The 20602-nt window shown below is 43.8% G+C and carries 24 protein-coding genes, 1 riboswitch and 1 other annotated feature; of the genes, 10 read left to right on the top strand and 14 right to left on the bottom strand.

The genetic code is table 11. From position 1 onward, the window contains the following. The first annotated feature begins 43 nt into the window (after nt 1-43). Entirely contained in the window at nt 44-703 is a 660-nt protein-coding gene (locus ACTW1R_RS05650) for a hypothetical protein (RefSeq protein ID WP_270290538.1), read from the top strand. A 43-nt stretch (nt 704-746) separates the two neighbouring features. On the opposite strand, the gene ACTW1R_RS05645 is transcribed toward ACTW1R_RS05650, so the two are convergent. From ACTW1R_RS05645 to ACTW1R_RS05600, 10 genes are all read right to left on the bottom strand, one after another. Further along, the gene (locus ACTW1R_RS05645; RefSeq protein ID WP_375826246.1) at nt 747-2123 is read right to left on the bottom strand and encodes a TrkH family potassium uptake protein; all 1377 of its coding nucleotides are present in this window, start codon (nt 2121-2123) and stop codon (nt 747-749) included. Nucleotides 2124-2201: 78 nt separating this feature from the next. Further along, nucleotides 2202-2831: a V-type ATP synthase subunit D gene (locus ACTW1R_RS05640; protein ID WP_167821713.1), complete on the bottom strand. Its 630-nt coding sequence runs from the start codon at nt 2829-2831 to the stop codon at nt 2202-2204. Beyond that, complete coding sequence (locus ACTW1R_RS05635) at nt 2812-4209, bottom strand: V-type ATP synthase subunit B (RefSeq protein WP_016608178.1); 1398 nt, start codon at nt 4207-4209, stop codon at nt 2812-2814. The genes ACTW1R_RS05640 and ACTW1R_RS05635 overlap by 20 nt, the downstream gene beginning before the upstream one ends. Next, on the bottom strand, nt 4193-5980 hold the full coding sequence (locus tag ACTW1R_RS05630; protein ID WP_016608179.1) for a V-type ATP synthase subunit A: 1788 nt from the start codon (nt 5978-5980) through the stop codon (nt 4193-4195). The genes ACTW1R_RS05635 and ACTW1R_RS05630 overlap by 17 nt, the downstream gene beginning before the upstream one ends. 15 nt (nt 5981-5995) lie before the next feature. Next, a complete protein-coding gene (locus ACTW1R_RS05625) occupies nt 5996-6304 on the bottom strand; it encodes a V-type ATP synthase subunit F (RefSeq protein ID WP_005225570.1) in 309 nt (102 codons plus the stop codon). After that, the gene (locus ACTW1R_RS05620; RefSeq protein WP_074535045.1) at nt 6294-7280 is read right to left on the bottom strand and encodes a V-type ATPase subunit; all 987 of its coding nucleotides are present in this window, start codon (nt 7278-7280) and stop codon (nt 6294-6296) included. Before ACTW1R_RS05620 ends, ACTW1R_RS05625 begins: the two co-directional genes overlap by 11 nt. 3 nt (nt 7281-7283) lie before the next feature. Then, the gene (locus ACTW1R_RS05615) at nt 7284-7868 is read right to left on the bottom strand and encodes a FliH/SctL family protein (RefSeq protein ID WP_086292065.1); all 585 of its coding nucleotides are present in this window, start codon (nt 7866-7868) and stop codon (nt 7284-7286) included. A gap of 13 nt (nt 7869-7881) precedes the next feature. Further along, complete coding sequence (locus tag ACTW1R_RS05610; protein WP_005225567.1) at nt 7882-8352, bottom strand: V-type ATP synthase subunit K; 471 nt, start codon at nt 8350-8352, stop codon at nt 7882-7884. Then, nucleotides 8349-10310, bottom strand: coding sequence for a V-type ATP synthase subunit I (locus tag ACTW1R_RS05605; RefSeq protein WP_270290540.1), 1962 nt, complete (start codon nt 10308-10310; stop codon nt 8349-8351). The genes ACTW1R_RS05610 and ACTW1R_RS05605 overlap by 4 nt, the downstream gene beginning before the upstream one ends. After that, nucleotides 10288-10620 (bottom strand): V-type ATPase, subunit F family protein, encoded by a 333-nt coding sequence (locus ACTW1R_RS05600; RefSeq protein ID WP_186318412.1) that lies wholly within the window; start codon nt 10618-10620, stop codon nt 10288-10290. Before ACTW1R_RS05600 ends, ACTW1R_RS05605 begins: the two co-directional genes overlap by 23 nt. 110 nt (nt 10621-10730) lie before the next feature. Beyond that, nucleotides 10731-10784 (bottom strand) — a sequence feature (sodium ion sensor (DUF1646 type); this cis-regulatory element may regulate processes involved in with the transportation of sodium ions). 676 nt (nt 10785-11460) lie between these two features. Here ACTW1R_RS05600 and ACTW1R_RS05595 point away from each other — a divergent pair. The 9 genes from ACTW1R_RS05595 to ACTW1R_RS05555 all read left to right on the top strand — a co-directional run bounded on the left by ACTW1R_RS05595 (nt 11461) and on the right by ACTW1R_RS05555 (nt 16674). Next, entirely contained in the window at nt 11461-11673 is a 213-nt protein-coding gene (locus ACTW1R_RS05595) for a hypothetical protein (protein ID WP_005225563.1), read from the top strand. Nucleotides 11674-11697: 24 nt separating this feature from the next. Continuing rightward, complete coding sequence (locus tag ACTW1R_RS05590) at nt 11698-12225, top strand: GNAT family N-acetyltransferase (protein WP_167821711.1); 528 nt, start codon at nt 11698-11700, stop codon at nt 12223-12225. Nucleotides 12226-12282: 57 nt separating this feature from the next. After that, nucleotides 12283-12768 carry a tetratricopeptide repeat protein gene (locus tag ACTW1R_RS05585; protein WP_167821710.1) on the top strand — a complete coding sequence of 162 codons (486 nt, stop codon included), beginning with the start codon at nt 12283-12285 and terminating at the stop codon, nt 12766-12768. 226 nt (nt 12769-12994) lie between these two features. After that, nucleotides 12995-13366, top strand: a complete 372-nt coding sequence (locus ACTW1R_RS05580; protein WP_074535041.1) for a hypothetical protein — start codon at nt 12995-12997, stop codon at nt 13364-13366. A 35-nt stretch (nt 13367-13401) separates the two neighbouring features. Continuing rightward, nucleotides 13402-13818, top strand: coding sequence for a YybH family protein (locus tag ACTW1R_RS05575; protein ID WP_086294897.1), 417 nt, complete (start codon nt 13402-13404; stop codon nt 13816-13818). Between the two features lie 84 nt (nt 13819-13902). After that, nucleotides 13903-14487, top strand: coding sequence for a DEAD/DEAH box helicase family protein (locus ACTW1R_RS05570; protein WP_142423656.1), 585 nt, complete (start codon nt 13903-13905; stop codon nt 14485-14487). Nucleotides 14488-14590: 103 nt separating this feature from the next. Next, on the top strand, nt 14591-15013 hold the full coding sequence (locus ACTW1R_RS05565; RefSeq protein WP_375826245.1) for a VOC family protein: 423 nt from the start codon (nt 14591-14593) through the stop codon (nt 15011-15013). A 217-nt stretch (nt 15014-15230) separates the two neighbouring features. Next, nucleotides 15231-15419, top strand: a complete 189-nt coding sequence (locus ACTW1R_RS05560) for a hypothetical protein (protein WP_005225554.1) — start codon at nt 15231-15233, stop codon at nt 15417-15419. A 403-nt stretch (nt 15420-15822) separates the two neighbouring features. Continuing rightward, on the top strand, nt 15823-16674 hold the full coding sequence (locus ACTW1R_RS05555) for an Rgg/GadR/MutR family transcriptional regulator (protein WP_074535038.1): 852 nt from the start codon (nt 15823-15825) through the stop codon (nt 16672-16674). Nucleotides 16675-16747: 73 nt separating this feature from the next. Here ACTW1R_RS05555 and ACTW1R_RS05550 read toward each other — a convergent pair whose 3' ends face one another. From ACTW1R_RS05550 to ACTW1R_RS05535, 4 genes are all read right to left on the bottom strand, one after another. Further along, nucleotides 16748-17974 carry a glycoside hydrolase family 3 protein gene (locus ACTW1R_RS05550; RefSeq protein WP_077452719.1) on the bottom strand — a complete coding sequence of 409 codons (1227 nt, stop codon included), beginning with the start codon at nt 17972-17974 and terminating at the stop codon, nt 16748-16750. A gap of 130 nt (nt 17975-18104) precedes the next feature. Next, on the bottom strand, nt 18105-18635 hold the full coding sequence (locus tag ACTW1R_RS05545; RefSeq protein WP_005225551.1) for a folate family ECF transporter S component: 531 nt from the start codon (nt 18633-18635) through the stop codon (nt 18105-18107). Between the two features lie 26 nt (nt 18636-18661). Beyond that, a riboswitch (THF riboswitch) is annotated at nt 18662-18763 on the bottom strand. Nucleotides 18764-18994: 231 nt separating this feature from the next. Continuing rightward, entirely contained in the window at nt 18995-19177 is a 183-nt protein-coding gene (locus ACTW1R_RS05540; RefSeq protein WP_375826243.1) for a hypothetical protein, read from the bottom strand. A gap of 31 nt (nt 19178-19208) precedes the next feature. Continuing rightward, a complete protein-coding gene (locus ACTW1R_RS05535) occupies nt 19209-20474 on the bottom strand; it encodes an MFS transporter (RefSeq protein WP_016608200.1) in 1266 nt (421 codons plus the stop codon). Nucleotides 20475-20602 lie beyond the last annotated feature (128 nt).

The following is a 20602-nucleotide window of genomic DNA, read 5'->3' as shown; positions in this document are numbered from 1 at the left end:
TTTTTAGATGTTTTAGTATTCTAAGGAAAGGATGAAACAAACGATGAAAAAAACAATTTCTTTGATTGGGACACTGACGCTGGTCAGTTTGGGGCTTTTGACAGGCTGTAACAACGAAAAAGATACCGCGCAATCAACCAGCGAGCTAAGCCAAAGTCATGTGTCTACTGTAAGCAAACAAAGTACGACGATGCAAACGACTGAAAGCAGCTCCTTAGCGTCAACCTCTACTTCAGAAACTTCAACCTCAAGCCAGCAATCGACGGACCACTCTGACGCAACGCAAACGACAGCAAGCTCAGTATCCACCAACGAGTTTCCATATGCCGTTGATCTTTCCCAATATGGCCCTTCACTGACTTTTTATTTCCATGGCGTCAATGTACCAGATGCTGTCACGATTCAAAATACGAGCCCATTGATCATTTCGATCGACGACAGCGCAAGCTATGAAGCACAAGTCGATACGATCGCAACCAAAGAGATTCGCATCTTTTCAGCAAATGACAATGGGATTCGCACCGTAAAAGTGAACACTCAATTGACCTTTGCAAAAGGGATCACTTCCAATGGAAATCCTGATTTTAGCCACAACCTGTACCTATTTACAAATAAGGAGGGTGGTCTATCTTTGATCACACCGAACTATGCGGGAAATGTCAGCGATGACCAAGGAGATGTGATGTTAGAAGTACTTCAATAAACGAAAAACAGGGAAACGAAGCGTGCTTCGTTTCCCTGTTTCGTTACCCGATCATCACGGTTTCATCAGGATATTTGTAGCCAGCTTCTTGTTTGTTGGCTTTTTTCATCAATGAAAAAGCAACGGTCATGATGCCGACTCGACCAATGAACATCAAAAAAATGATCAAAAGTTTGCCAAAAACCGACAAGTAAGGCGTCAACCCCATGGTCAACCCCACCGTTCCAAAAGCGGAAAAAACTTCAAAGGCAATGGTTGGCAACCCAAAGTTTGGGGTTTGCGGCATACTCTCAGTGATCGACAATAAGAAAATCGCTACGAAGCATAACGTCAAGGTAAGGAAGAACAACGTAAAGGCACGCGATACAGCAGATTCTTTGATCGTGCGACCAAAAACTTCCGCTCGACTGCGCCCTTTCAATAAGCTGCGGATCTTGATGATCAAGACCGCAAATGTCGTTGTCTTCAATCCCCCAGCAGTTGATCCAGAGGTGCCGCCGATATACATGAAAATCATCGTCAGCATCAAGCCTGCTTGACTCATTTGTCCGTAATCAATACTGAAAAACCCAGCGGTTCTTGGGGTGACCGCTAAGAAGAGGTATTGGAAAAAACGTTCGATGACCGAATCACCCGTGATCAACTGTGAATTGGCTTCGGTCAAAAAGAACCCTGCCGTTCCAAAAAGCACCAAAACGATCATAGCGATCCATGCCAAGCGGCTATGCAAGGACCGTTTTTTGGACGCCGTATGCAGGAGATCGAACCAAACGAGAAATCCCAGACCACCTGCGATGATCAAGAAACTGATGACCCCCAGCACAAATGGGTCGTTTTGAAACCCTACCATGCTGTTGCCGAACAAATCAAACCCAGCATTACAAAAGGCCGAGATCGCATGAAAAACACTGTACCAAAGGCCTTGCTCCCAACCAAAACGGGGCACGAATGCAAAAGCCAGCAAGATGATCCCACTGACTTGGATCAAAAAGGCGATCCGAATCAGGTACCATGCCAAATGGATTTCTCCAGACATTCGGTCCAGATTCAATGATTCCCGCAAAATCATCCGAGTACTAAGATGGACTCTTTTTCTCGCCAAGATGTAAAAGAAGACGGGAATCGACATGAAGCCGATCCCACCGATCTCAATCAGCATCAGCAAGATCCCTTGGCCCCACAGGTTGTAATGATCGGCTACGGTCAAGGTCGAAAGACCCGTCACGCAAACAGCCGATGTGGCAGTAAACAGCGCATCTAAAAAGTTAGTGCCTTCACCACTTTGGGTGACAGCCGGCAGCATTAGCAAGCCAGTTCCTGCCAATATCAGCAAAACGAAGACCAGTGTGACGATCTGCGGAATCAAAAAGCGTTGCGATGCCAGCTTTTTTTTCAAACGATTTCTTTTTTTCATTTTCATTTCCTTTGACCTTTTGCAAAAACCAATGTCTTAGTAATCCAAGTTTATTGCATTTGTTTTTTCTCTTATCATACCATTTTATTTTGATTTATTCTTCACTTTGATCATTCTTGTTACGTTTGCTCGTTCATTTTCTTCCAGCCGCATTTTGATTCCATAAATGGCTTCTTCCAGCTCGGGAATCGTCAAATATTCTAGGGCATTGACGCGTCGGCGCGTCCGTTCGATTTCCCCTGCCATCAATTGACAGGTCTTTTCGATTTCCGTTAGCTCCAACAGCTTCGGTATAACGTCGGTAAAACGGGCGACAGCATTATCTAACGGAACATTGGAATTCAAAAAGCCGTACTCGATCGGCGCTTGCATCACCGTATCGTCGTAATCAAAATGCATCACTGGCACTTCCACACTCATGATATTTTTCGTGGATAACTCAAGGGAGACTTCAGTTGCTGGTAAAATAAACATTTCTTCAATGTATTTTTCATTGATCGTGGCATTGGCTAAGCGAAATGCCTTCATGGCACGCTGCAATTGTTCTTCGACTTCTTTACGCAAGCGGTCATTCTTTTTGATCAATTCAATAAATTGACGCATGAGTTCGTCTTGTTTGTCTTTTAATAATTTGTGTCCGCGTTTGGCTGTCGCCAATTGTTTGCTGAGGCGCGACAGCTCCATGCGGGTTGGATTAACGGTTTTTTGCGCCATTGTTCTCCTCTCCCGGTAAGTATTCCGCCAGTAGGGCATCGCTGATCCGCTTCAGTTCGACTTTTGGCAGCATCGCCAATAATTCCCAGCCTAATTCCAAGGTTTCGATAATCGAACGGTTGGTGCGATACCCTTGGTTCAAGTATTCATTTTCGAAGCGTTCCGCAAATTTGGCATAGGTTTTATCTACTTCCGACAATGCCGATTCTCCTAAAACGACTGCCAATTCCTTGGCTTGCTTTCCTTGAGCATAGGCAGAAAACAACTGGTTCATCGTTGCGGCATGGTCTTTACGGGTTTTTCCTTCACCGGTCCCTTTATCTTTTAACCGTGACAATGACGGCAAGACATCGATGGGTGGCTGGATGCCGTTTTTATACAAATCACGAGACAAGATGATTTGTCCTTCGGTGATATAGCCGGTCAAATCGGGAATCGGATGGGTTTTGTCATCTTCTGGCATGGTCAAAATCGGTAGCTGGGTCACTGAACCTTTCAAGCCGCGAATCCGTCCCGCACGTTCATATAACGTTGATAGATTGGTATAAAGATACCCAGGATAACCCCGACGTCCTGGCACTTCACGACGAGCAGAGGAAATCTCCCGCAAAGCTTCACAGTAGTTGGTCATATCCGTCATGATCACCAAGACATGCATGCCCTTTTCGTAAGCCAAGTATTCGGCTGCCGTCAGTGCCATTCGGGGAGTAGCGATCCGCTCGATCGCTGGGTCATTGGCTAGATTCATAAAGACGACAGAATGGTCGATGGCGCCCGTTTGACGAAAATCTTCCATGAAATATTCTGCTTCTTCAAAGGTAATCCCGATGCCAGCAAACACAACAGCGAAATCGTCTTCCGAGTTCAACACTTGTGCTTGACGCGCAATTTGCGAAGCCAATTCTTTATGAGGCAGACCAGAACCAGAAAAAATCGGCAGCTTTTGTCCCCGAACGAGCGTATTCAAGTGGTCGATCGATGAGATCCCCGTTTGAATAAACTCATCAGGATAATCCCGCGCGGCTGGATTGATCACTTCGCCGTTGATGTCCATATATTTTTCTGGGACGATCTCTACTCCGCCATCTTTGACCCGACCTAAGCCGTCAAAGACTCGCCCGATCATTTGCTCGGAAACGCCTAATTCCAAAGGATGTCCTAAGAAACGCACCGCAGATTCCCGCAAATTGATCCCGCCGGTTCCTTCAAAAATTTGGACTAACGCTTTGTCTTCTTGGATCTCCAGTACTTGTCCTTGCCGCGTTTCGCCGTTTTGCATGCGGACTTCGATCAACTCTTCGTATTTGACACCGGAGACGCGATCGACGGCCATCAATGGTCCGACGACTTCTCCAATCGTTTTATATTCCTTGATCATCGGTGCGGTCTCCTTTCTGTAAAATTTCTTTCATCGTTGCTTTGATCTCTTGATGCAAAGCAGGAATTTTTGCTAATTCCGTTTCAGGCAAGTACTTCATACGTGCCACTTTGTCTCGCAATTCTTCGGTTCCTGCATAGATTTCTGAAAGATACGCACCTAGTGTCAACGCATCTTCCGCTTCTTTGTGGAGCAGCAAGATCGTTTCCAGCATTTTGAACTGCTTTTCACGAGAGGTAAACGTATCGACGTCGTCAAAAGCGTTTTGCTGCAAGAAATCTTCTCTCAATGATTTGGTGGTTTCCAGCAATAACTGATCTTTTTCGGACAAAGCGTCGATGCCGACAAGTCGAACGATCTCTGACAACTCAGATTCTTTTTGCAGCATCCGCATGGCTTCTGTTACTTGTTTGGACCAATCCACTTGCATTTGTTGGTCCAAAAAGGCACCCAATTCATTTTCGTATAAAGAATAGCTCTTCAACCAATCGATCGATGGAAAATGACGCTTTTGCGCTAAGGTGGCATCTAAGCCCCAAAAGACTTTTACGACCCGCAACGTATTTTGGGTAACTGGTTCTGAAATATCGCCGCCTGATGGTGAAACGGCGCTGATGGCAGTGATACTGCCTTCTTGATCAGAACCTAAGCAAATCGCTTTTCCAGAACGCTCATAATACTCTGCCAAGCGGCTGCCTAAGTAAGCTGGATACCCTTCATCCCCAGGCATTTCTTCCAGACGACCAGACATTTCTCGCAGTGCTTCTGCCCAACGTGAGGTGGAATCCGCCATGATCGCCACTGAATACCCCATGTCTCGGAAGTATTCCGCAATCGTGATCCCAGTATAAATCGACGCTTCCCGAGCGGCTACCGGCATATTGGAGGTATTAGCGATCAACACGGTTCTCGCCATTAAAGATTCACCACTACGAGGGTCGATCAACTCTGGAAACTCGTTCATTACATCGGTCATTTCATTGCCGCGTTCGCCGCAGCCGACATAGACGACCAGGTCGACATCCGCCCATTTGGCGATTTGGTGCTGAACGACAGTCTTCCCTGCACCAAAAGGTCCTGGAACGGCTGACGCCCCGCCTTTAGCGATTGGAAAGAAGGTGTCGATCACTCGCTGGCCAGTAATCATTGGTTCGACTGGATTCAGTTTTTGCTTTACTGGACGGCTATGACGAACGGGCCATTTTTGCAGCATTGTGAAAGACCGTTCTCCTTTGGGTGTATCTAAAACATAAATCGTTTCATCGATGGTAAATTCCCCCGCATAAACAGCCTTGACTGTTCCTGAAACGCCATGAGGAACCATGATCTTGTGATTGATCAACGGTGTTTCTTGCACGGTGCCGATGACCATCCCGGTACTGACTACTGCGCCGACTTCGACTGTCGGTACAAAGGGCCACTTTTTCTCATGATCCAACGCAGGCAATTGCACCCCACGCGTCAAGAAGTTGCTTTGGGTGACAGACATGAAGGTTTCTAAGGGACGTTGGATGCCATCAAACATTTGTGACATGATCCCAGGCGCCAATTCGACGGATAGCGGTTCACCGGTGGTTTCGACTGGTTCACCAGGTCCGATCCCAGACGTTTCTTCATAGACTTGGATCGAAGCGACGTCGCCGCGCATTTCGATGATCTCACCGACCACGCCTAAATCTCCTACATAACAGATATCTTCTAAACTTGCATGGCCCATATTTTTGGCTAACACCAATGGACCAGATACTTTAATAATTGTTCCTTTTTCCACAACATCGGCTCCTCTCTATAGTATGTTTTGTCCAACTGCTTTTTCGACATTTTCTTGAATCATTCGCTTGCCGATTCCTCGGGAACCATCATAATCAGGAATCAAGATGACTGCAGGTGTCATTTTTTGTTGGACTTTTGCTAATTCATCGGGAATCAGCTCGGCACATTTTTCAGTCAGGTAGATGATCGTACTGTTCTTCATTAATTTTGCCAGCGCCTGCTTCACTTCTTTTTCTTCCGAGGCATAGCAGACCTGAAAGCCAAATAGTTGAAAAGGAATGACGGATTCTTTCTCGCCGATTACGCCGATTTTATGAGTCATAGTGCCGCATCCTTTCTCTGAGTTGTTCTTCCGTAAAGCCACTGCGTTTGCCTACTAGCAAGATACGCAGATTTTGCAGTTCCAAAACCTTAGCATTCAAAAATGCGAGTAAAGGCAGTGGTCCTAAAGCATCTGTTTGGGCTTGGCCATAGCTTTCTGTGATCAAATTGTCTTGTAAAAGTGCCAAGCCAGCAAAGTCGATCACCTGTTCATGAATCAAAGGCCGCAACACTTCCTGATAATCACTTTCTAATAAGAAGGCTAAAAAGTCACTATAGGACGCATCCGCAAACGCTAAAAATTCTTCTTTCGGGATACTGCCGACACTCACTAAGACTGCCTCCATAAAACTGCGCGATCGTTTTTGAAGTACACAACGTGCGGCAATCGTTATATTGGTCAGATCGATCATCTTGATGACAGCTTCTTGTAGCTCAGGGATCTTGATTTCATCTGCCAGTCGCCGTTGTTCATGTAAATACCGGCGATCGTAAATGATATCGATGCCTTGCAGCACGGCGCCGCCTTCTAAGTACTCCCGCACCTCTTGGATCGTAGTCACGATTTTCTCAGGCAATACCTCTGAGGTTCCCGTTTTGATGGCGGTCCGACACTCATCGATCGTGTAAAAGCCATCTTCGATCAGTAGATGATCATAATCTTTTCCAGTGACTGACTCTTTGGTCAAGACTTTTAGATTATGGAAAGTAAAAGGCATCATATACAGTCGGAGGATCTCTTGATCAGGAACCAGCTCGGCCAATTCTTTGATCGTCTTTAACAATTCTTCATCGAGATAGGTTTCGAATCGTTCATGAAAATCTGGCTTCAAATAGCGTTGATAATGGGTCTGCTGCAAGACAGCTTCGACTTCAGCAAACCCTTCTGCCGCAATCATTTGCTCGACTTCTTGCGGCTTTAGCAACGTCATCTCTTTCAGCCGAATGATTGGATTCAATTGATGATAGTTCCTCATGGATCAACCTCCTTGTTGTATGATCTGCAACCACCGTTCCCGGGTTTCTTTCTTGTATTCATCAAGCAAAACCTGATAGGTAAAATTGTATTGAATGCCGTTGTCATCCACCAAAAAGCCTGCTTCTGTCAATGGTGCGCCTGCTTTGATTTGATACGGTAGTTTTGATTGACAAGACGTAAGCCAAGCGGCATCTAGATGGGCTGCTTGCTCAGGACCAGCGTGGAAGGTCACCGTCCCGCTGATCGGCAGCTGTTGCAGCACATTTTCAGCAAATGACTGCAGCTCTTCTGGCGTCCAGGCAACCATTTGTTGATACGCTTGCTCAAAAAGTTGTGTCAGGTATTCGTTTTGTTTCACCATTTGCTGCTGCTTAGCGGCACTTGCTTGGCGATTCAGCGCTTGCTGATAATTTTTTTCGGCTTGCTTTTTTGCTTGCTGGGCACGAAGCTGCAAGTCCGACTCTTTTTTCGCCCAGTCACGTGCCATCGTTTCACTGATCCTAGCACGTTCAGCGGCAGCCAAACGTTCTCGTTTTGTCTGCGCTTCTTGGTCTAGTTCAGCAATTATTTTGTCGATTGCATCCATACCTTCGCCCCCTTTAAATCGTTCCTAAAAGTAAGAAAGAAATAACAAAGCCTAAGATGGCATACATCTCAACCATTACTGAGAACATGACCCCTTTAAAGAAATGCTCGGGTTTCTTCGCTAAAATTTGAATCCCAGCTGCAGCGACCTTCCCTTGCGCCATTCCTGAGAATAAGCCAGTAAAGGCAACTGGCAGTGATGCCATCAAGTACGCCATACCAGTCACTGTCGACATTTCACCACTTAAGCTACCATAGATCATAAACGCAATAACGAATCCGTATAGTCCTTGCGTTCCGGGAAGCAATTGTAAAATCAAGGCTTGTCCAAACTTCTCCGGCTGATTCGTCGTTAAGGCTGCCGCTGCTTCACCAGTTTGGCCCACCCCTTTGGCTGAACCGATCCCAGAAAAGATCGTAGCGATCCCCATTCCGATAATTGCAAACACCATACCACCATTGTTATTAATTAAGTAATCAATCATTTATTGTCTCCTCCATTTTCTTTATCAAAATCAACGTATTTCTCACTTGGCTTAAAGGTTTCAAATTGGCGCCCCCCACCAGTGAAAAATTTTCCGAAAAACTCTACATATTGTAAACGAGCGGCATGCACATACGCACTCAGTAACGATAAAAAGATGTTTAAAGCTTGTAGGACAACCAATAAGAGAATGCCTACAGAAAAACGAGCGGCTGGCGGCAAATAGCCCACCAATAAGTTGAAGGCTGCTGCGATACTCCCACCAGAGATCCCTAATGCCATCAAGCGGCTATAGCTGACAAAGTCGCCGATGTAACTGGTCACACCGTATAAGTCATACAAGCCTAAAAAGAAGCCGCCCACTTTGGTTTTCCCTTTCAGAATTGGTACCACGATGATCAATAAGGCACTAAAGCCTGCTAAAATCAAGCCGACGGTTGTTAGTGCTGGGACATCGATCAAAAGATTGCCAGCGGCTGCCACTAAAAGACCACTCAAAAGTCCTAGCCACGCAAAGCCTTCGTTGACTGCACCTAAAAGATCCTTTTTGCGGATATTTTCTTTGGCTGCTAAATAAAGGCCTGTAAACAGTTGGATGCCACCAAAAATCATGGATAGACCAAAGATCGCCATAAAATCTTCGGAGGGCGATAAAAGTTGGAAGGGCAATGTAGCACCAAAGAAGGAGCCGTAGATTGCGCCCCAAATCATAGTTGGCACAGACAAAATCTGGAACAATTTCAGAAACCGTTTGGTCCCTTTGGGCAAACGCAAGGCGTGTAGCCCAATCGTGGTCGCGACAGCCATTAATGCACCATAACCTAAGTCAGCCACCATCATACCAAAGAAAACATAGTAAAAAGGCGTCATCCATGGGGTTGGATCGATCTCATCGTATTTTGGCAAGCTGTACATTTCCGTCAACATTTCAAAGGGTTGAATAAACGAGGCGTTTTTTAGTTTCGTTGGCACTTGATTGGCAGCGATCTCCTCTGCAGTGGGTTCTTCAAATGAATAGTAAATCTCGTTGGCAAAGGATTCTTGGACCATTTCCGCCACTAACGGCTGATCCTTTTCTTCGATCCAGCCGCGCAAGAGGGCAAAGGTCTGACCAGCTGCTAAGCGCTGTTGCATCATTGCCCGATTCTCACGAGTCAAAAACAGTTCTTCCGCTTGCTGCAGCAGGATCAGCCGTTGTTTGTGCTGACTGATTTCTGTAATCAGTTCTTTGCGCTGCTGCGTCAAGGAAGTCAAGGCTTGTTTCGCATTTTGCAAAACCACTTTTGGTGATTCGGATGTCAGGCCAGTTTCTTTCTTCACCCCATATCGGTGAAACAATTGGAACACTTGCTCTTCGATCGCTGTTAAAAACAGGCAGCTGAAATTGACTTTTTTGGGTTCAGAATAGATCACTTCGATATGAACCTCTTCCAATTGACGCAAGGCTTCAGCTAGATCTTCCCAGCGTGGGCCTTCGACACTCCCAGCAAAAAAACTTGTATGTGCAGGCGCTTCGATCTCCAAGGGTACGTCAAGATTTTGCCATTGTGTCGCCCATTCTTCCGACTGCGTCGCTGCTTCGATCGCTTCGATCGTCTCTACCCAGCGCTCCTGCAAATTCTCGTCTTCAACCAGCTCCGTTAATGCTGCGGCTTCATCGAAGCTTGTTTCAAAGTCCGACAGCCGCAAGGCATCTCGTTGCCATTCCGTGCCTTTTTTCGCATCACCATTTTGACGAATAAAGCGGATCGCTTCTTGCAGTCGACGAATCATTGGTTGATGAGAAGCACCTTCTGGGGTGGCTCCTGCAAAAAATTCCTGCAGCCAAGTTTCGTTGGCTTCCTGCTCAAATACGTTCTCGATTTCAACAAACTGCATCGTTTGCAGCTTCGTCAATAACCTTTCTTGGTAGTGCTTCGGGGTGATCAACGTTAGTTTATTTAGTTTGGTTACTGCCATAAGTCCCGATCACTCCTTCAACGATCTGTTGAACCGCTTGCTCTTGGAAGCTTTGCATATTTTTTTGGTAACGATCTAACACTTGCTGGTTCTCTTTTGCCAGCTGCTGCTTTTGTGCTTCTAGTGACTGTTGCAACTGCTCTTCGATTGTTGCTTGTTCTTGAGCAAGCGCCTCTTCCAAAGCGGCTGATCGCTCTTGCAATGCTTGTTGCTGCTGCGCTTCTTCCGACTGCAATTCTTTTTTCAAAGCGCGCAATTGCTGTTCATTGGCTTCTTCTGCTTCTCGTAAACGAGTCAAAGCTTCTCTCATCGATTCCCCTCCTATAATGATTTGTATTCTCAACTGAAAAATAAACAAAAAAAGCATACCTCACGAAGAAGTATGCTGATATGAAAAAAGGCCAGCATTCCTCCAAGAATGTTTGCCTCACCCCTTGGCAAACCTGATCCTTGAAGCATAAAAAATGCTCAACCTTTGTCTATTTTATTTTTCAATTCCTGAACTATTGTAGCAAAAAACGGCGTTCTATTCAAGTGAAATCATCTTTTGTGAGAAAAAAAGTGTTTTTCACCTATTACTGATTCACTTGCTACCTGCCCAACTTTCCACCTAACATTTGCCAGGGATCGGATTGTTCTTACTAAATTGAAATCGGTCAAAATCAATTTAAGACTTAGAATGGTATGAATGAAGAACGTTGAGATTTTTTGAAAATGCTAGACATCATTTGATTGGTACCCAAAAGGAGATAACAGTTCCAACAACCCATTCGATCCCTGACAAATCTTAAGTGAGAAGTTCGCTTATTTTACTTCTCTTTTTATCGGTGGCAGCGGTTGGCCCTTTTCTTCACAAATGAAATAACCGCCTCGATATAGGCATGTGTAAATTTTACCTGGTTCCATTATTAAAGGAAGCCCATTTTTTAAATACATCGGTTTTCTTTCCATTGTGCTCACCTTGTCTTTCGTGGGAAAATCAGTCAAAATAAAAAACAACAGCTATTTCTAATCTTATCTTCAAGATTACCAAAAAATAAATCAATTTTCTAGTTTTTTAATCAAAATATCGCAACTATATCGATCATTTTATATAAAGATGGAGATTTAACGAAGTATGTGTGTAAAGAATGAACAGGAGGAAAAAAGGATGTCAGATGAACGTTGGTTTCAAATTAGAAGAAAGCGAAACATCGAATTGGTTCTTTGTTTGCTTGTCGTCCTGCCGATGGTCTATGGCTTATGGTTTCAGCTCGCTTTTTTGATCCACTACATGTCGTTTTTGTTTCTGGTAGCTGTCTTCACTGCAATCTACGAAGGAATTCGTTGGATCTGGGCTTTTATTAGAAAAAAACGAGCGTGAAAAAGCTTGGCTCTGCTATAATAAATGAAACGAGCAGAGAGGAGTGCTTCTATGAAACGAATCATTATGGCTTGTGACTTACAACATGCTCCCAAAGCTTTACAAGAATCCGCCCTTTCTTTTGAGCCTTTTCTCCCGAATTCTCGAAGTGTCGCAGAGCTTTTTTATTCCGCCTATCATGAAACGACAGATGACGAAGGGGAATCGCTTGCTGACTGGCAAAGAGAGCTGAGAGAGACCGCTGACGGAAAATACGGTCCCTTGATTCCAGAGCTTTCTTTTCAGTTACAAAAGGTTGATCATCCTATCGGTGCCGTAGTAACCAGCACGTTTCAAGAGCTTCCCCTGCTATTATTTGTCGTTATGGACGCAGCCTTTAAAGGCAAAGGCTTATCCAAGCTGCTGATGAAGGAAGTGATCCAACGAGCAAAAGCCATGGGACTCACTCACCTTTACTTGGTAGTGACGGTTGAAAACCAGCCAGCCTACAAGCTGTATGAAGCATGCGGTTTTTCTTTTGCAGGTGAAAGCTGGGCTGATCTTTCTCCTTAGCTAAGCTTGCAAGTTATCTAAGTCATGTTCTACTATTTGAAAAGGAGCTTCGAACCAATGAATGAACGACTAGCTGCTGCGATCCAACTGCGGGCTGAAAAAAAGCTGCAACAATCAAATGAACATTTGATTCAATTAGCTGCCGAAAATCCCCAAGATGCCTTTGTGCAGTACCAAACGGCTTGGAGCTATGATCTTTTAGGGGAAGAACAACAGGCAATTCCTTATTATGAACAAGCAATCGCGTTAGGGTTATCAGAAAACGACTTGCCAGATGCCTACCTAGGTCTAGGCAGCACCTATCGTGCCCTCGGCAACTATCAAAAAGCGGAAGAAGTGTTTTTACACGCGATGAAGCAGTTTCCAAAAAATCATGCTTTGCAAACCTTCTATGCCATGACACTGTTTAATCTCGCCGAGTATGAGCAAGCCACTAAACAATTATTGACCCTGCTTGCCGAAACCTCTAGCGATCCAGACATCCAGTCTTACCGACAGGCACTTTTGTTTTATGCGGATAAACTCAATGAGACATGGGCATAAATATACCCCATGAAGCAGCTCCTCCGCTCCCTTTTCTCGTAAAAGGGAGTCTTTCTTTTGGATATCTCGCGATCATCCTTTGCTACCACCGACTGTCCTTTGAACCTTTTCCTCCAAGCAACGCTACCCATCATTATCGAATTTTTCGATAAACAACCAGTTGACGGCTCTCAATAAATCTGTTAGTTTATCTATGTTTTTTTAATAACAGATTGGAGGAATGACTATGCCCTTTATTGTCTATTTTTTCCTATCCTTATTGATCATTTATATTCCGACACCAACCCTTTTGCTGTTTTTTCAAAAACTCGCCTCGCAGCATGACAATCTGACGGCTTTCAGCAAACTTTTTCTATTATTGATGATCTTGCTGGATTATTACTTAAGCTATTATTGGTTAAAAAACTGCAAAGTCAAAAAAGCGCACTACCTTTATTTAGTCTTTGTCAATGTCTTCGAATGGTTGATCCACTTCTATCTTTATTCACGATTTGAAACGATCAATCTACTAGTCATTTTGTTGTTCCAGACTGTGCTTTTGTGCTGCATGGTTTTCTTCCCTTTGTCGGAGAAGTTCCGACGTTTCTTATTTACATAGTCAGTGAGAAGAAGGGTTCACAGTTTTCGGTTTCCTTGATACACTATCCTTATCTATTTGCGAAAGGAAGTGCGCGTATCCACACACCGGAACAAGCTCTTGAAGGCTATATTCAAGCAACCAATACCCACGATTTTCGTCAAGTTCAGCCATTCCTTGGAAAACAGGCGATCTATTACTTTTCTGATGCAACCTGTCGAACACCTATGGAAATTTGCCAATATTTTGAGAATGCTTGGGACTTAATCAAAGACGAACATTATCATATTTCAGATGTACAATGGCTCCACAAATCTGCTCAATCCGCAGTCTGTCTTTATACGTATCACTATGAAGGTTTTCTGAATGAAGAATTTATTGAAGGCTCGGGTAGAGCCACGAATGTTTTTGAAAAGATCGAAGGAAACTGGGTTTTGGTCCACGAACACTTAAGCTCCTCAGTTACCCCCTAGCCTACGTCATGATTTAAATGATCACAAGAACTGATTTACATTGCAAACCACCTTTGTTACGATTGATAAAAAGGATGTGTTGTGATGTCATTGATCGTCTTGATTGGCGCACAAGCCGCAGGGAAAATGACTGTGGGAAAAGAACTGGAAAAACGATTGGATGCAAAGCTTTTATTCAATCACCAGACCATTGATCTTTTTGCGAACTTTCTTGGCTATAGCCCCGCAGCATTCGCTTTGTCTAATCAAACACGGATCGAACTCTTCAAAGCCTTTGTTCAAAATGAAGCCAATAATACGACAAAATCAATCATTTTTACGGTCTTGATTGGTTTCGATCAAGCGGGAGATTTAGCTTTTTTACAAGAGATCGCCCAACTATTTACCGATGCCCAGCAAAAGGTCTATTTTATCGAACTAGTGGCTGATATTGAGGAACGCTTAAAGCGCAATTGCCATGAGGACCGTTTAGCCGCAAAGCCGTCAAAAAGAGCGCTGGATTTTTCTAGAAACGAGCTTTTGTCTTCGTTTGAAAACTATCGCTTAGAAAGCCTGCCACAGGAATTAACTACCCTTTTTCCAACGATTCCTTCGCTGAAAATCAACAATACCCACTTATCACCTGATGAAGTAAGTCAAACAATTATTGCCCATTTTTCCTTGACTTAAGTGTAAAAGAAACGCCATTTTCAAGCTTTGCTTCAATACGAAATTGTCTATTGACTTTGACGCTGCGTCAAGCGGTATCCTCTAATTAAGAGGAGGTGTCAAAATGAAAGTTTATGTTATGCCCATGTTTTATCAATTGAAGACAAAAGATATTGAACAATCATCAAAATGGTTTGCAGAAATCTTGGGTTTCCAGTCATTGTATCAGTTTCGCAATCAAGAAAATCAAGTGATGATGGACCATCTGCGTCTTGCTGACTACCAAGATTTGATGCTGATTGCCGCAGACTCGTTCACTGTTGGCGATGGGGCAATTTTGAATGTAGCGATGATTGATCTTAAGAATATCGCTCAGAAAATTCCCGAAAAGTGGATCGTGGAACCTTTAATTGAAAAGCCGTGGAATGCCCTTGAAATGACCATCAAAGACCCCAACGGTTATTTGTTTACCCTAACAGAGGCGATAAGAAAAAACGAATCAGACTTTCAAACCTTGATGGACCAAACCAAGGATTACTTACAATAAAATGGAACCGAGTAAGAAGGATGGCTTTCTTACTCGGTTCCTTTTTTATAAAACTTGATTCTGGCAACAATGACAAAAACGAACGCTCCCTAGATTTACCTAGCGAAACTTTTTATCCCATCAGATATACCGTTTTAGTATATTTTTAAATATTGAAGATAATTATTAACACACTTAACTCAGAACATGCTACACTATTTAAAAAGGAGGAGTTCCTATGGAAAAGAAATCGCAGCTTCCGTGGTACAAGCGCAAAAAGTTCTACCTTCCAGTTGCCGTCGTCCTCGGCGTGATTGGGGTTCTTCCCAGTCTCGTTTCTCTTTTCGGAGTCTCGATCGATGATGAATTCAATCCTGATTACTATTCTGATCCAAATGAACCAATGTTCAAGAAAAAACAAAACTGACTGTTGCGATGCCGTATGCAGGTTTTTTGACCAACAAAAAAAGAGCAATCACTCGCTGTTGTGTTTGCTCCTTTTTTAAAAGGGATTCGGCAAACCTACGCACCTTGACAGGGTAAGCTGTTTGGGGAGAGGGCGTTTGAATGCACGAATGAACAGTAACTTATTACGTGAAACCACTTATACTTTTTCCTGTTAAAAAATCAATTGCTAACCAATCACAAAGGATCGATTATTTGAAGAAAGAAAAAACGTTAGCCATTAGTTCTACAACTTCCCAGGGAAAACTAAAAAAATCAAACATCCATTTCTCCTCCTTTAATTGACTTTCTTCAAGTTTACCCGCAAAATAAAGCTGTAACATATTTGGACTATTTTTCCGTCCACTTTTTTTAGGAGGGATTTTTTGAAGGCCAATGACTTGTTAAAAGAGTTACGAACGGAACGAAATATCTCACAGCGAAAATTGGTTGAGAACATTTCAGAACGCAGTACACTGGCAACCTTTGAACAAAAAGGGCACCGCATCGCCTTTGATATTTTGCACCAATATTTGGACCGCTTAAATGTCACTTTGGAGGAATTTGAGTATCGCTTGGATGACAATCAAGTCAGCGAGAAAAAGCAGCTATCCAAACAGTTGACCACCGCTTACTATGAAAGCAAGTATTCTGAAGTCCTCTCTTTGATTAACAAAGCCCAAGCGCTGTATAAAACCACGAAGGATTTCTTCTATTATGTCCTGTATAGTCAATTCTTTTTGATTTTAGAGAAAAAAGGCGTGGTTACCGACGAGGAAGAACGGTGCATCATCGAAGCGACCATCAAGAAATACTTGGAACGCATCGACACGTGGGGAAAATTTGAAATCTCCTTATTTACCAATCTGCTCTTCCTCTTTTCTGACGAGTACATCTTGTATCAAATGAAACACCTGAATAAAAAAATTTTTTACAGCAATGCGTTAAGTATCAATTATCAAATCTACACAAAATTGCTGACGAATGCGGCTTTCTTGTTTATCGATCGCAAAAAACCTGCCGAGTTGGCGCATGTGCTGACGTATCTAGCTGATCACCTGCCGCCGGACAATGATCGTATCCGCTTGATGATTCGTTATTTCGAAGGCATCTACGCCTTGTTTCAAGGAGATCGTACGCTGGGAATGGCCACGATTGAAAAAGCACTGGATTATCTGCGTTTTATTGGGCAAGAAGCCTTTGCCAAAGAATTAGAGGCACTGGCTCAGAGTATCTAAAAAAAACCTGCTGCTTCCTCTCAGTAAGAGAACGACTCTCTTACACGGAGGAAACAGCAGGTTTATTTTTTTCTTAAAGTAAATGCAATGCTTCTTTCCAGAGCAAGACCCGTTTGACGGAAGCATTCAAATCAGCTTCTAAATAGCGGCCATCTTCAACCGCTTGTACCACAAAAGGAATCTGTTCTTGATAGGTAGAGGAGATCACTAGATCATTTCCCGCCTGCAACGCCTGTAATGCGGCTTCTTTTTGCGGAATGAACTCAGAAAGTCCTGCCATATCCAAGTCATCCGTCATGATGACCCCTTTAAAATGCAATTCATTTCGCAGCAGCTCATGCACGGGTTTTGAAATAGAGGCGGGTACGGTCTTATCGATACTATTGACGATCGTATGGGCGACCAAAATACTATCGGCACCAGCTTTGATCCCTGCGGCAAAAGGCAGAAAATCCGTTTCCCGCAGTGCAGATAGCGGGCGGTCATCGGTGACGATTTCGACATGCGAGTCACGATTATTGCCATAGCCAGGAAAATGCTTCAAGGTAGACCCAACGTGGTGTTTCTGTAAAACTTGAACCACACGTTCTACAAACGCACTCGTGCCCTGCGCATCCATGCCAATGGTTCGGTCGTAGATAAAGGACTGCGGATCAGTGGAAACATCGGCAACGGGAAACAGCCCAGCATTGATGCCGTAAGCTTTTAAAATTTCCGCTTTCTTTGCTGTATCTTCTTCGATCGCTGACCATCCACCTTGGGCATACAGCTGTTGTGGTGAGAGAAAACGCTGATCCGTAAGGTTCGGATTGCGGCTGATGCGAGTCACTGTGCCCCCTTCTTCATCCATACCGATTAACAGCGGGATGGCGCTGGCTGCTTGGTAATCTGAAATTTTCTGTTTCAAGCTCGCCGCCGTCTCATTTTCGGTATCACGGCCGAATAACAGATAGCCACCAAAGTGATACTTTTGAAGCTCTTCGATTTGATTGCTTTCTGGCACACGCACAAAAAACAATTGCCCGACCTTTTCCTCCAAACTCATCGTGGCGATTTTTTCTGCTATTGCCTCTTCTGGCTGTTCTTGCGTGGAAGTTGAAACAGAAGTTGACGTGGAAACTGAGGTGGGTTCCTGACTTTCCCTGCTTTCTTCCTGTGTTTCGTCCCTCAAGCTACTTTGCTGGATCATGGCTGGCTCTTCGGTTTGCTGTTTTTGCTGTTCTATCATCCACTTCATCCCTCCCATTGCTGCTAAGACCAAGAAAAGAAACAGTCCCATAGCGAGTCCTTTTTTATTCATAGGTTCCTCTTCCCCTCTAAACAAGTTATTGAGAATGATTAAGCCAATCCTTAGAAAGAAAAAAGTGAACCACTGACGAAATATTCGCAGATGATTCACTTCAATGGATGTTATCGTTCTTTTTTACTCGTTAAACGAACCGTCGGATCAGCCGTTTGTATGGTACCGCACGCCCTACGATGTAAATCAACGCAGTTTGTATCGGGAACATGATGACTGCTTTTAGCAAGCGGACCGACCAGATCGCCCAGCTTGTCAAAGGAATATTCAGCATCATAGCTAACCAGATCGGTGTTAAGATCAAGGTTATCAAAAGTGTATTTAACAAGACGACCATCGCCGCTCGTTTTAATGTGACTTCTTTCCGATAAAAGAAGTAGCCATAAATCAGTCCACCAACGAAGGCATTGATGGTAAAGCCGAAAAAGTAGGCTGATTTTGGAAAAATCACCATTCCTGCGATATCGGCTAATGAGGAGCCAACTGCTGTCCAGAACGGACCAAACAGCATACCCATGATCAGCTGTGGTACAAAGGAAAATGTGATTTTGATATAGGAGGTTTCAAACCCCAAGATTTGCGACAAGACGACCATTAAGGCAATCAAAAGTCCCATGACCGCAATCATGTGTGCATCGACTTTTCTTTTCATAGCGAGCATCTCCTTTTAGAGTTGCTACAAATTCATGCAGCGAATGCGAAAATAAAACCGCGAACGAATGATCGTTCTTCGTCCGAAAGGCAACATCCCATCCTTTCAGCACTTAACGCTTTATTTCCTACTCTGATTTTTTTTAGGTATTGCTACCCAGACACACTATAGCATACAAGCGCGGACTGCTACAATTTTTCTTGCTTATTTTCTTGTACAAAATCTGCCAATGTTCGCTTTTCTTTTTTTGTGCATCAAAAAAACGCTTTTCTCATGTGAATCTTTCTGCCACCAGTAAGTGAGAAGCAAACATTCTCAAAAAAAGCGTTCATTCCTGTTTCTTGTTTCCTTTCAAGCCTTATGACAATTTACCCAATCAGATTGTCATTGATCAATACCGATTTGATGTCGCGTAATTGATGATCGATAGCAAGCTGTTCATGGGTCATTGTTGTGGTGACCTCTTTCATGGCATGCATTTCTTCATTCAATTCGTTGATATTCGTTACTAATTTGTTCAATGCTTCAATAATCAATTGATTGTTATCCATGGTGAAACACTCCTTTTTGTAATGGTTGAGGTTAGTCTTCTTCGTTGATTGGCTGATTCATCGTACCAACTGCGGCAACTGCGCGTTTCGTTTTATAAAACAATTTGTATAAAACAAGAACGACGACTGGGATCAGTCCGCATAAGATGTAGATTTGCGAATAATCAAACAGACCGTGTAAGCTTCCTAGTGCATAGGGACCTACGCCTAAGCCGAGATCCAGCCCGATGAAATAAGTGGAGAGCGCTACGCCGACTCGGTGAGGATCGACTTCTTTCAGACAGACAGCTTGGCCATTGGACATGAAGGTGCCATAGCCCAAGCCGACAAAGCAACCCGCAAGCAACAACATCCAGCTGTTGCCGGTAATACTCAATAAGAAAAGACCAAGGGTCAAGAATAGAAAGCTCGGATACATGACCGCATCTGCGCCATGACGGTCAAATAGTTTGCCCGTCATTGGCCGTGTGAAGGTCACAGAAAGTGCATAGACGATAAAGAAAAAGGCACCGGCCGTTTCCAACCCAAGGTCACTGGCGTAGATCGACAAGAAGCCGAGAACGCTGGAATAAGCCAACCCGATCAAAAAGGCAATCCCAGAAATGAAAAAAACTTTTGGTTCGACAAAACTTTTGATGGACCATTTTTGCAGCTGTGCTTTGTGTTCTTCCGTCAATGGGATGTTTTTGACCGGGAACCAGAAACAAGCGATGGCTGTTGCGATCGATAAAATAGTTGCTAACCAAATAATGAAATCAAAGCCGACCGTCGGTAGTAATAGCATACCAATAAAAGGTCCGACCGCCGCTGCTAAACTAGTACTTAATCCATAGTAATTGATCCCTTCGCCATGTTTGGAAGCTGGGATATAAGCGGTGACGATCGCATTAGCCGCAGTCGAGACGGCACCATAAGCAAAGCCATTGAAAAAGCGCACCGCATCTAAAATATAAATGTTGACTGAGACCAAATAAGCAGCGGTGGTAATGACATAAAACAATATCCCCCAGCGCAAAACGGCTTTACGACCAACTAATTCTAAAATTTTCCCAACATACAAGCGAGCGATCAAGGTCCCGATAATATAGATCCCCGCTGCCAAGCCAGCTTGTGCAGTGGATGCCCCTAGCTCCTGCGTGGCAAATTTCGCGGTGATGACGACAAAACAATAATACACGAGAAAGACGATAAAATTGATCAAGGTAATCGTGATAAACCCTTTGTTCCATAGTTTTTCATTTTTAGTTGTCGGCAACGAGCTGACGACTCCTTCTTGATTGGTTTCCCTATCTGACATGTTTCTTCCATTCCTCCTGTTTGTGCTGTGATGCGTTTTACTATACCGAAACTTCCTCTGCTTGAAATGCGCTTTTGCTGTTAAAAAAGAGCATTAACAAGAAACATTAACATTTGTTATTGCTTTTT

This window comes from Enterococcus sp. R12 (genome assembly GCF_058135755.1).
The sequence above is the reverse complement of the archived record's forward strand: the minus strand, read 5'-3'. Positions and strand labels throughout refer to the sequence as shown.

What these genes read in the sequence shown, in the direction of transcription:
- ACTW1R_RS05650 (WP_270290538.1), top strand. Translation starts at nt 44, where the DNA reads ATGAAAAAAACAATTTCTTTGATTGGGACACTGACGCTGGTCAGTTTG.
- ACTW1R_RS05645 (WP_375826246.1), bottom strand. Translation starts at nt 2,123, where the DNA reads ATGAAAATGAAAAAAAGAAATCGTTTGAAAAAAAAGCTGGCATCGCAA.
- ACTW1R_RS05640 (WP_167821713.1), bottom strand. Translation starts at nt 2,831, where the DNA reads ATGGCGCAAAAAACCGTTAATCCAACCCGCATGGAGCTGTCGCGCCTC.
- ACTW1R_RS05635 (WP_016608178.1), bottom strand. Translation starts at nt 4,209, where the DNA reads ATGATCAAGGAATATAAAACGATTGGAGAAGTCGTCGGACCATTGATG.
- ACTW1R_RS05625 (WP_005225570.1), bottom strand. Translation starts at nt 6,304, where the DNA reads ATGACTCATAAAATCGGCGTAATCGGCGAGAAAGAATCCGTCATTCCT.
- ACTW1R_RS05620 (WP_074535045.1), bottom strand. Translation starts at nt 7,280, where the DNA reads ATGAGGAACTATCATCAATTGAATCCAATCATTCGGCTGAAAGAGATG.
- ACTW1R_RS05615 (WP_086292065.1), bottom strand. Translation starts at nt 7,868, where the DNA reads ATGGATGCAATCGACAAAATAATTGCTGAACTAGACCAAGAAGCGCAG.
- ACTW1R_RS05610 (WP_005225567.1), bottom strand. Translation starts at nt 8,352, where the DNA reads ATGATTGATTACTTAATTAATAACAATGGTGGTATGGTGTTTGCAATT.
- ACTW1R_RS05605 (WP_270290540.1), bottom strand. Translation starts at nt 10,310, where the DNA reads ATGGCAGTAACCAAACTAAATAAACTAACGTTGATCACCCCGAAGCAC.
- ACTW1R_RS05600 (WP_186318412.1), bottom strand. Translation starts at nt 10,620, where the DNA reads ATGAGAGAAGCTTTGACTCGTTTACGAGAAGCAGAAGAAGCCAATGAA.
- ACTW1R_RS05595 (WP_005225563.1), top strand. Translation starts at nt 11,461, where the DNA reads ATGTCAGATGAACGTTGGTTTCAAATTAGAAGAAAGCGAAACATCGAA.
- ACTW1R_RS05590 (WP_167821711.1), top strand. Translation starts at nt 11,698, where the DNA reads ATGAAACGAGCAGAGAGGAGTGCTTCTATGAAACGAATCATTATGGCT.
- ACTW1R_RS05585 (WP_167821710.1), top strand. Translation starts at nt 12,283, where the DNA reads ATGAATGAACGACTAGCTGCTGCGATCCAACTGCGGGCTGAAAAAAAG.
- ACTW1R_RS05580 (WP_074535041.1), top strand. Translation starts at nt 12,995, where the DNA reads ATGCCCTTTATTGTCTATTTTTTCCTATCCTTATTGATCATTTATATT.
- ACTW1R_RS05570 (WP_142423656.1), top strand. Translation starts at nt 13,903, where the DNA reads ATGTCATTGATCGTCTTGATTGGCGCACAAGCCGCAGGGAAAATGACT.
- ACTW1R_RS05565 (WP_375826245.1), top strand. Translation starts at nt 14,591, where the DNA reads ATGAAAGTTTATGTTATGCCCATGTTTTATCAATTGAAGACAAAAGAT.
- ACTW1R_RS05560 (WP_005225554.1), top strand. Translation starts at nt 15,231, where the DNA reads ATGGAAAAGAAATCGCAGCTTCCGTGGTACAAGCGCAAAAAGTTCTAC.
- ACTW1R_RS05550 (WP_077452719.1), bottom strand. Translation starts at nt 17,974, where the DNA reads ATGAATAAAAAAGGACTCGCTATGGGACTGTTTCTTTTCTTGGTCTTA.
- ACTW1R_RS05545 (WP_005225551.1), bottom strand. Translation starts at nt 18,635, where the DNA reads ATGCTCGCTATGAAAAGAAAAGTCGATGCACACATGATTGCGGTCATG.
- ACTW1R_RS05540 (WP_375826243.1), bottom strand. Translation starts at nt 19,177, where the DNA reads ATGGATAACAATCAATTGATTATTGAAGCATTGAACAAATTAGTAACG.
- ACTW1R_RS05535 (WP_016608200.1), bottom strand. Translation starts at nt 20,474, where the DNA reads ATGTCAGATAGGGAAACCAATCAAGAAGGAGTCGTCAGCTCGTTGCCG.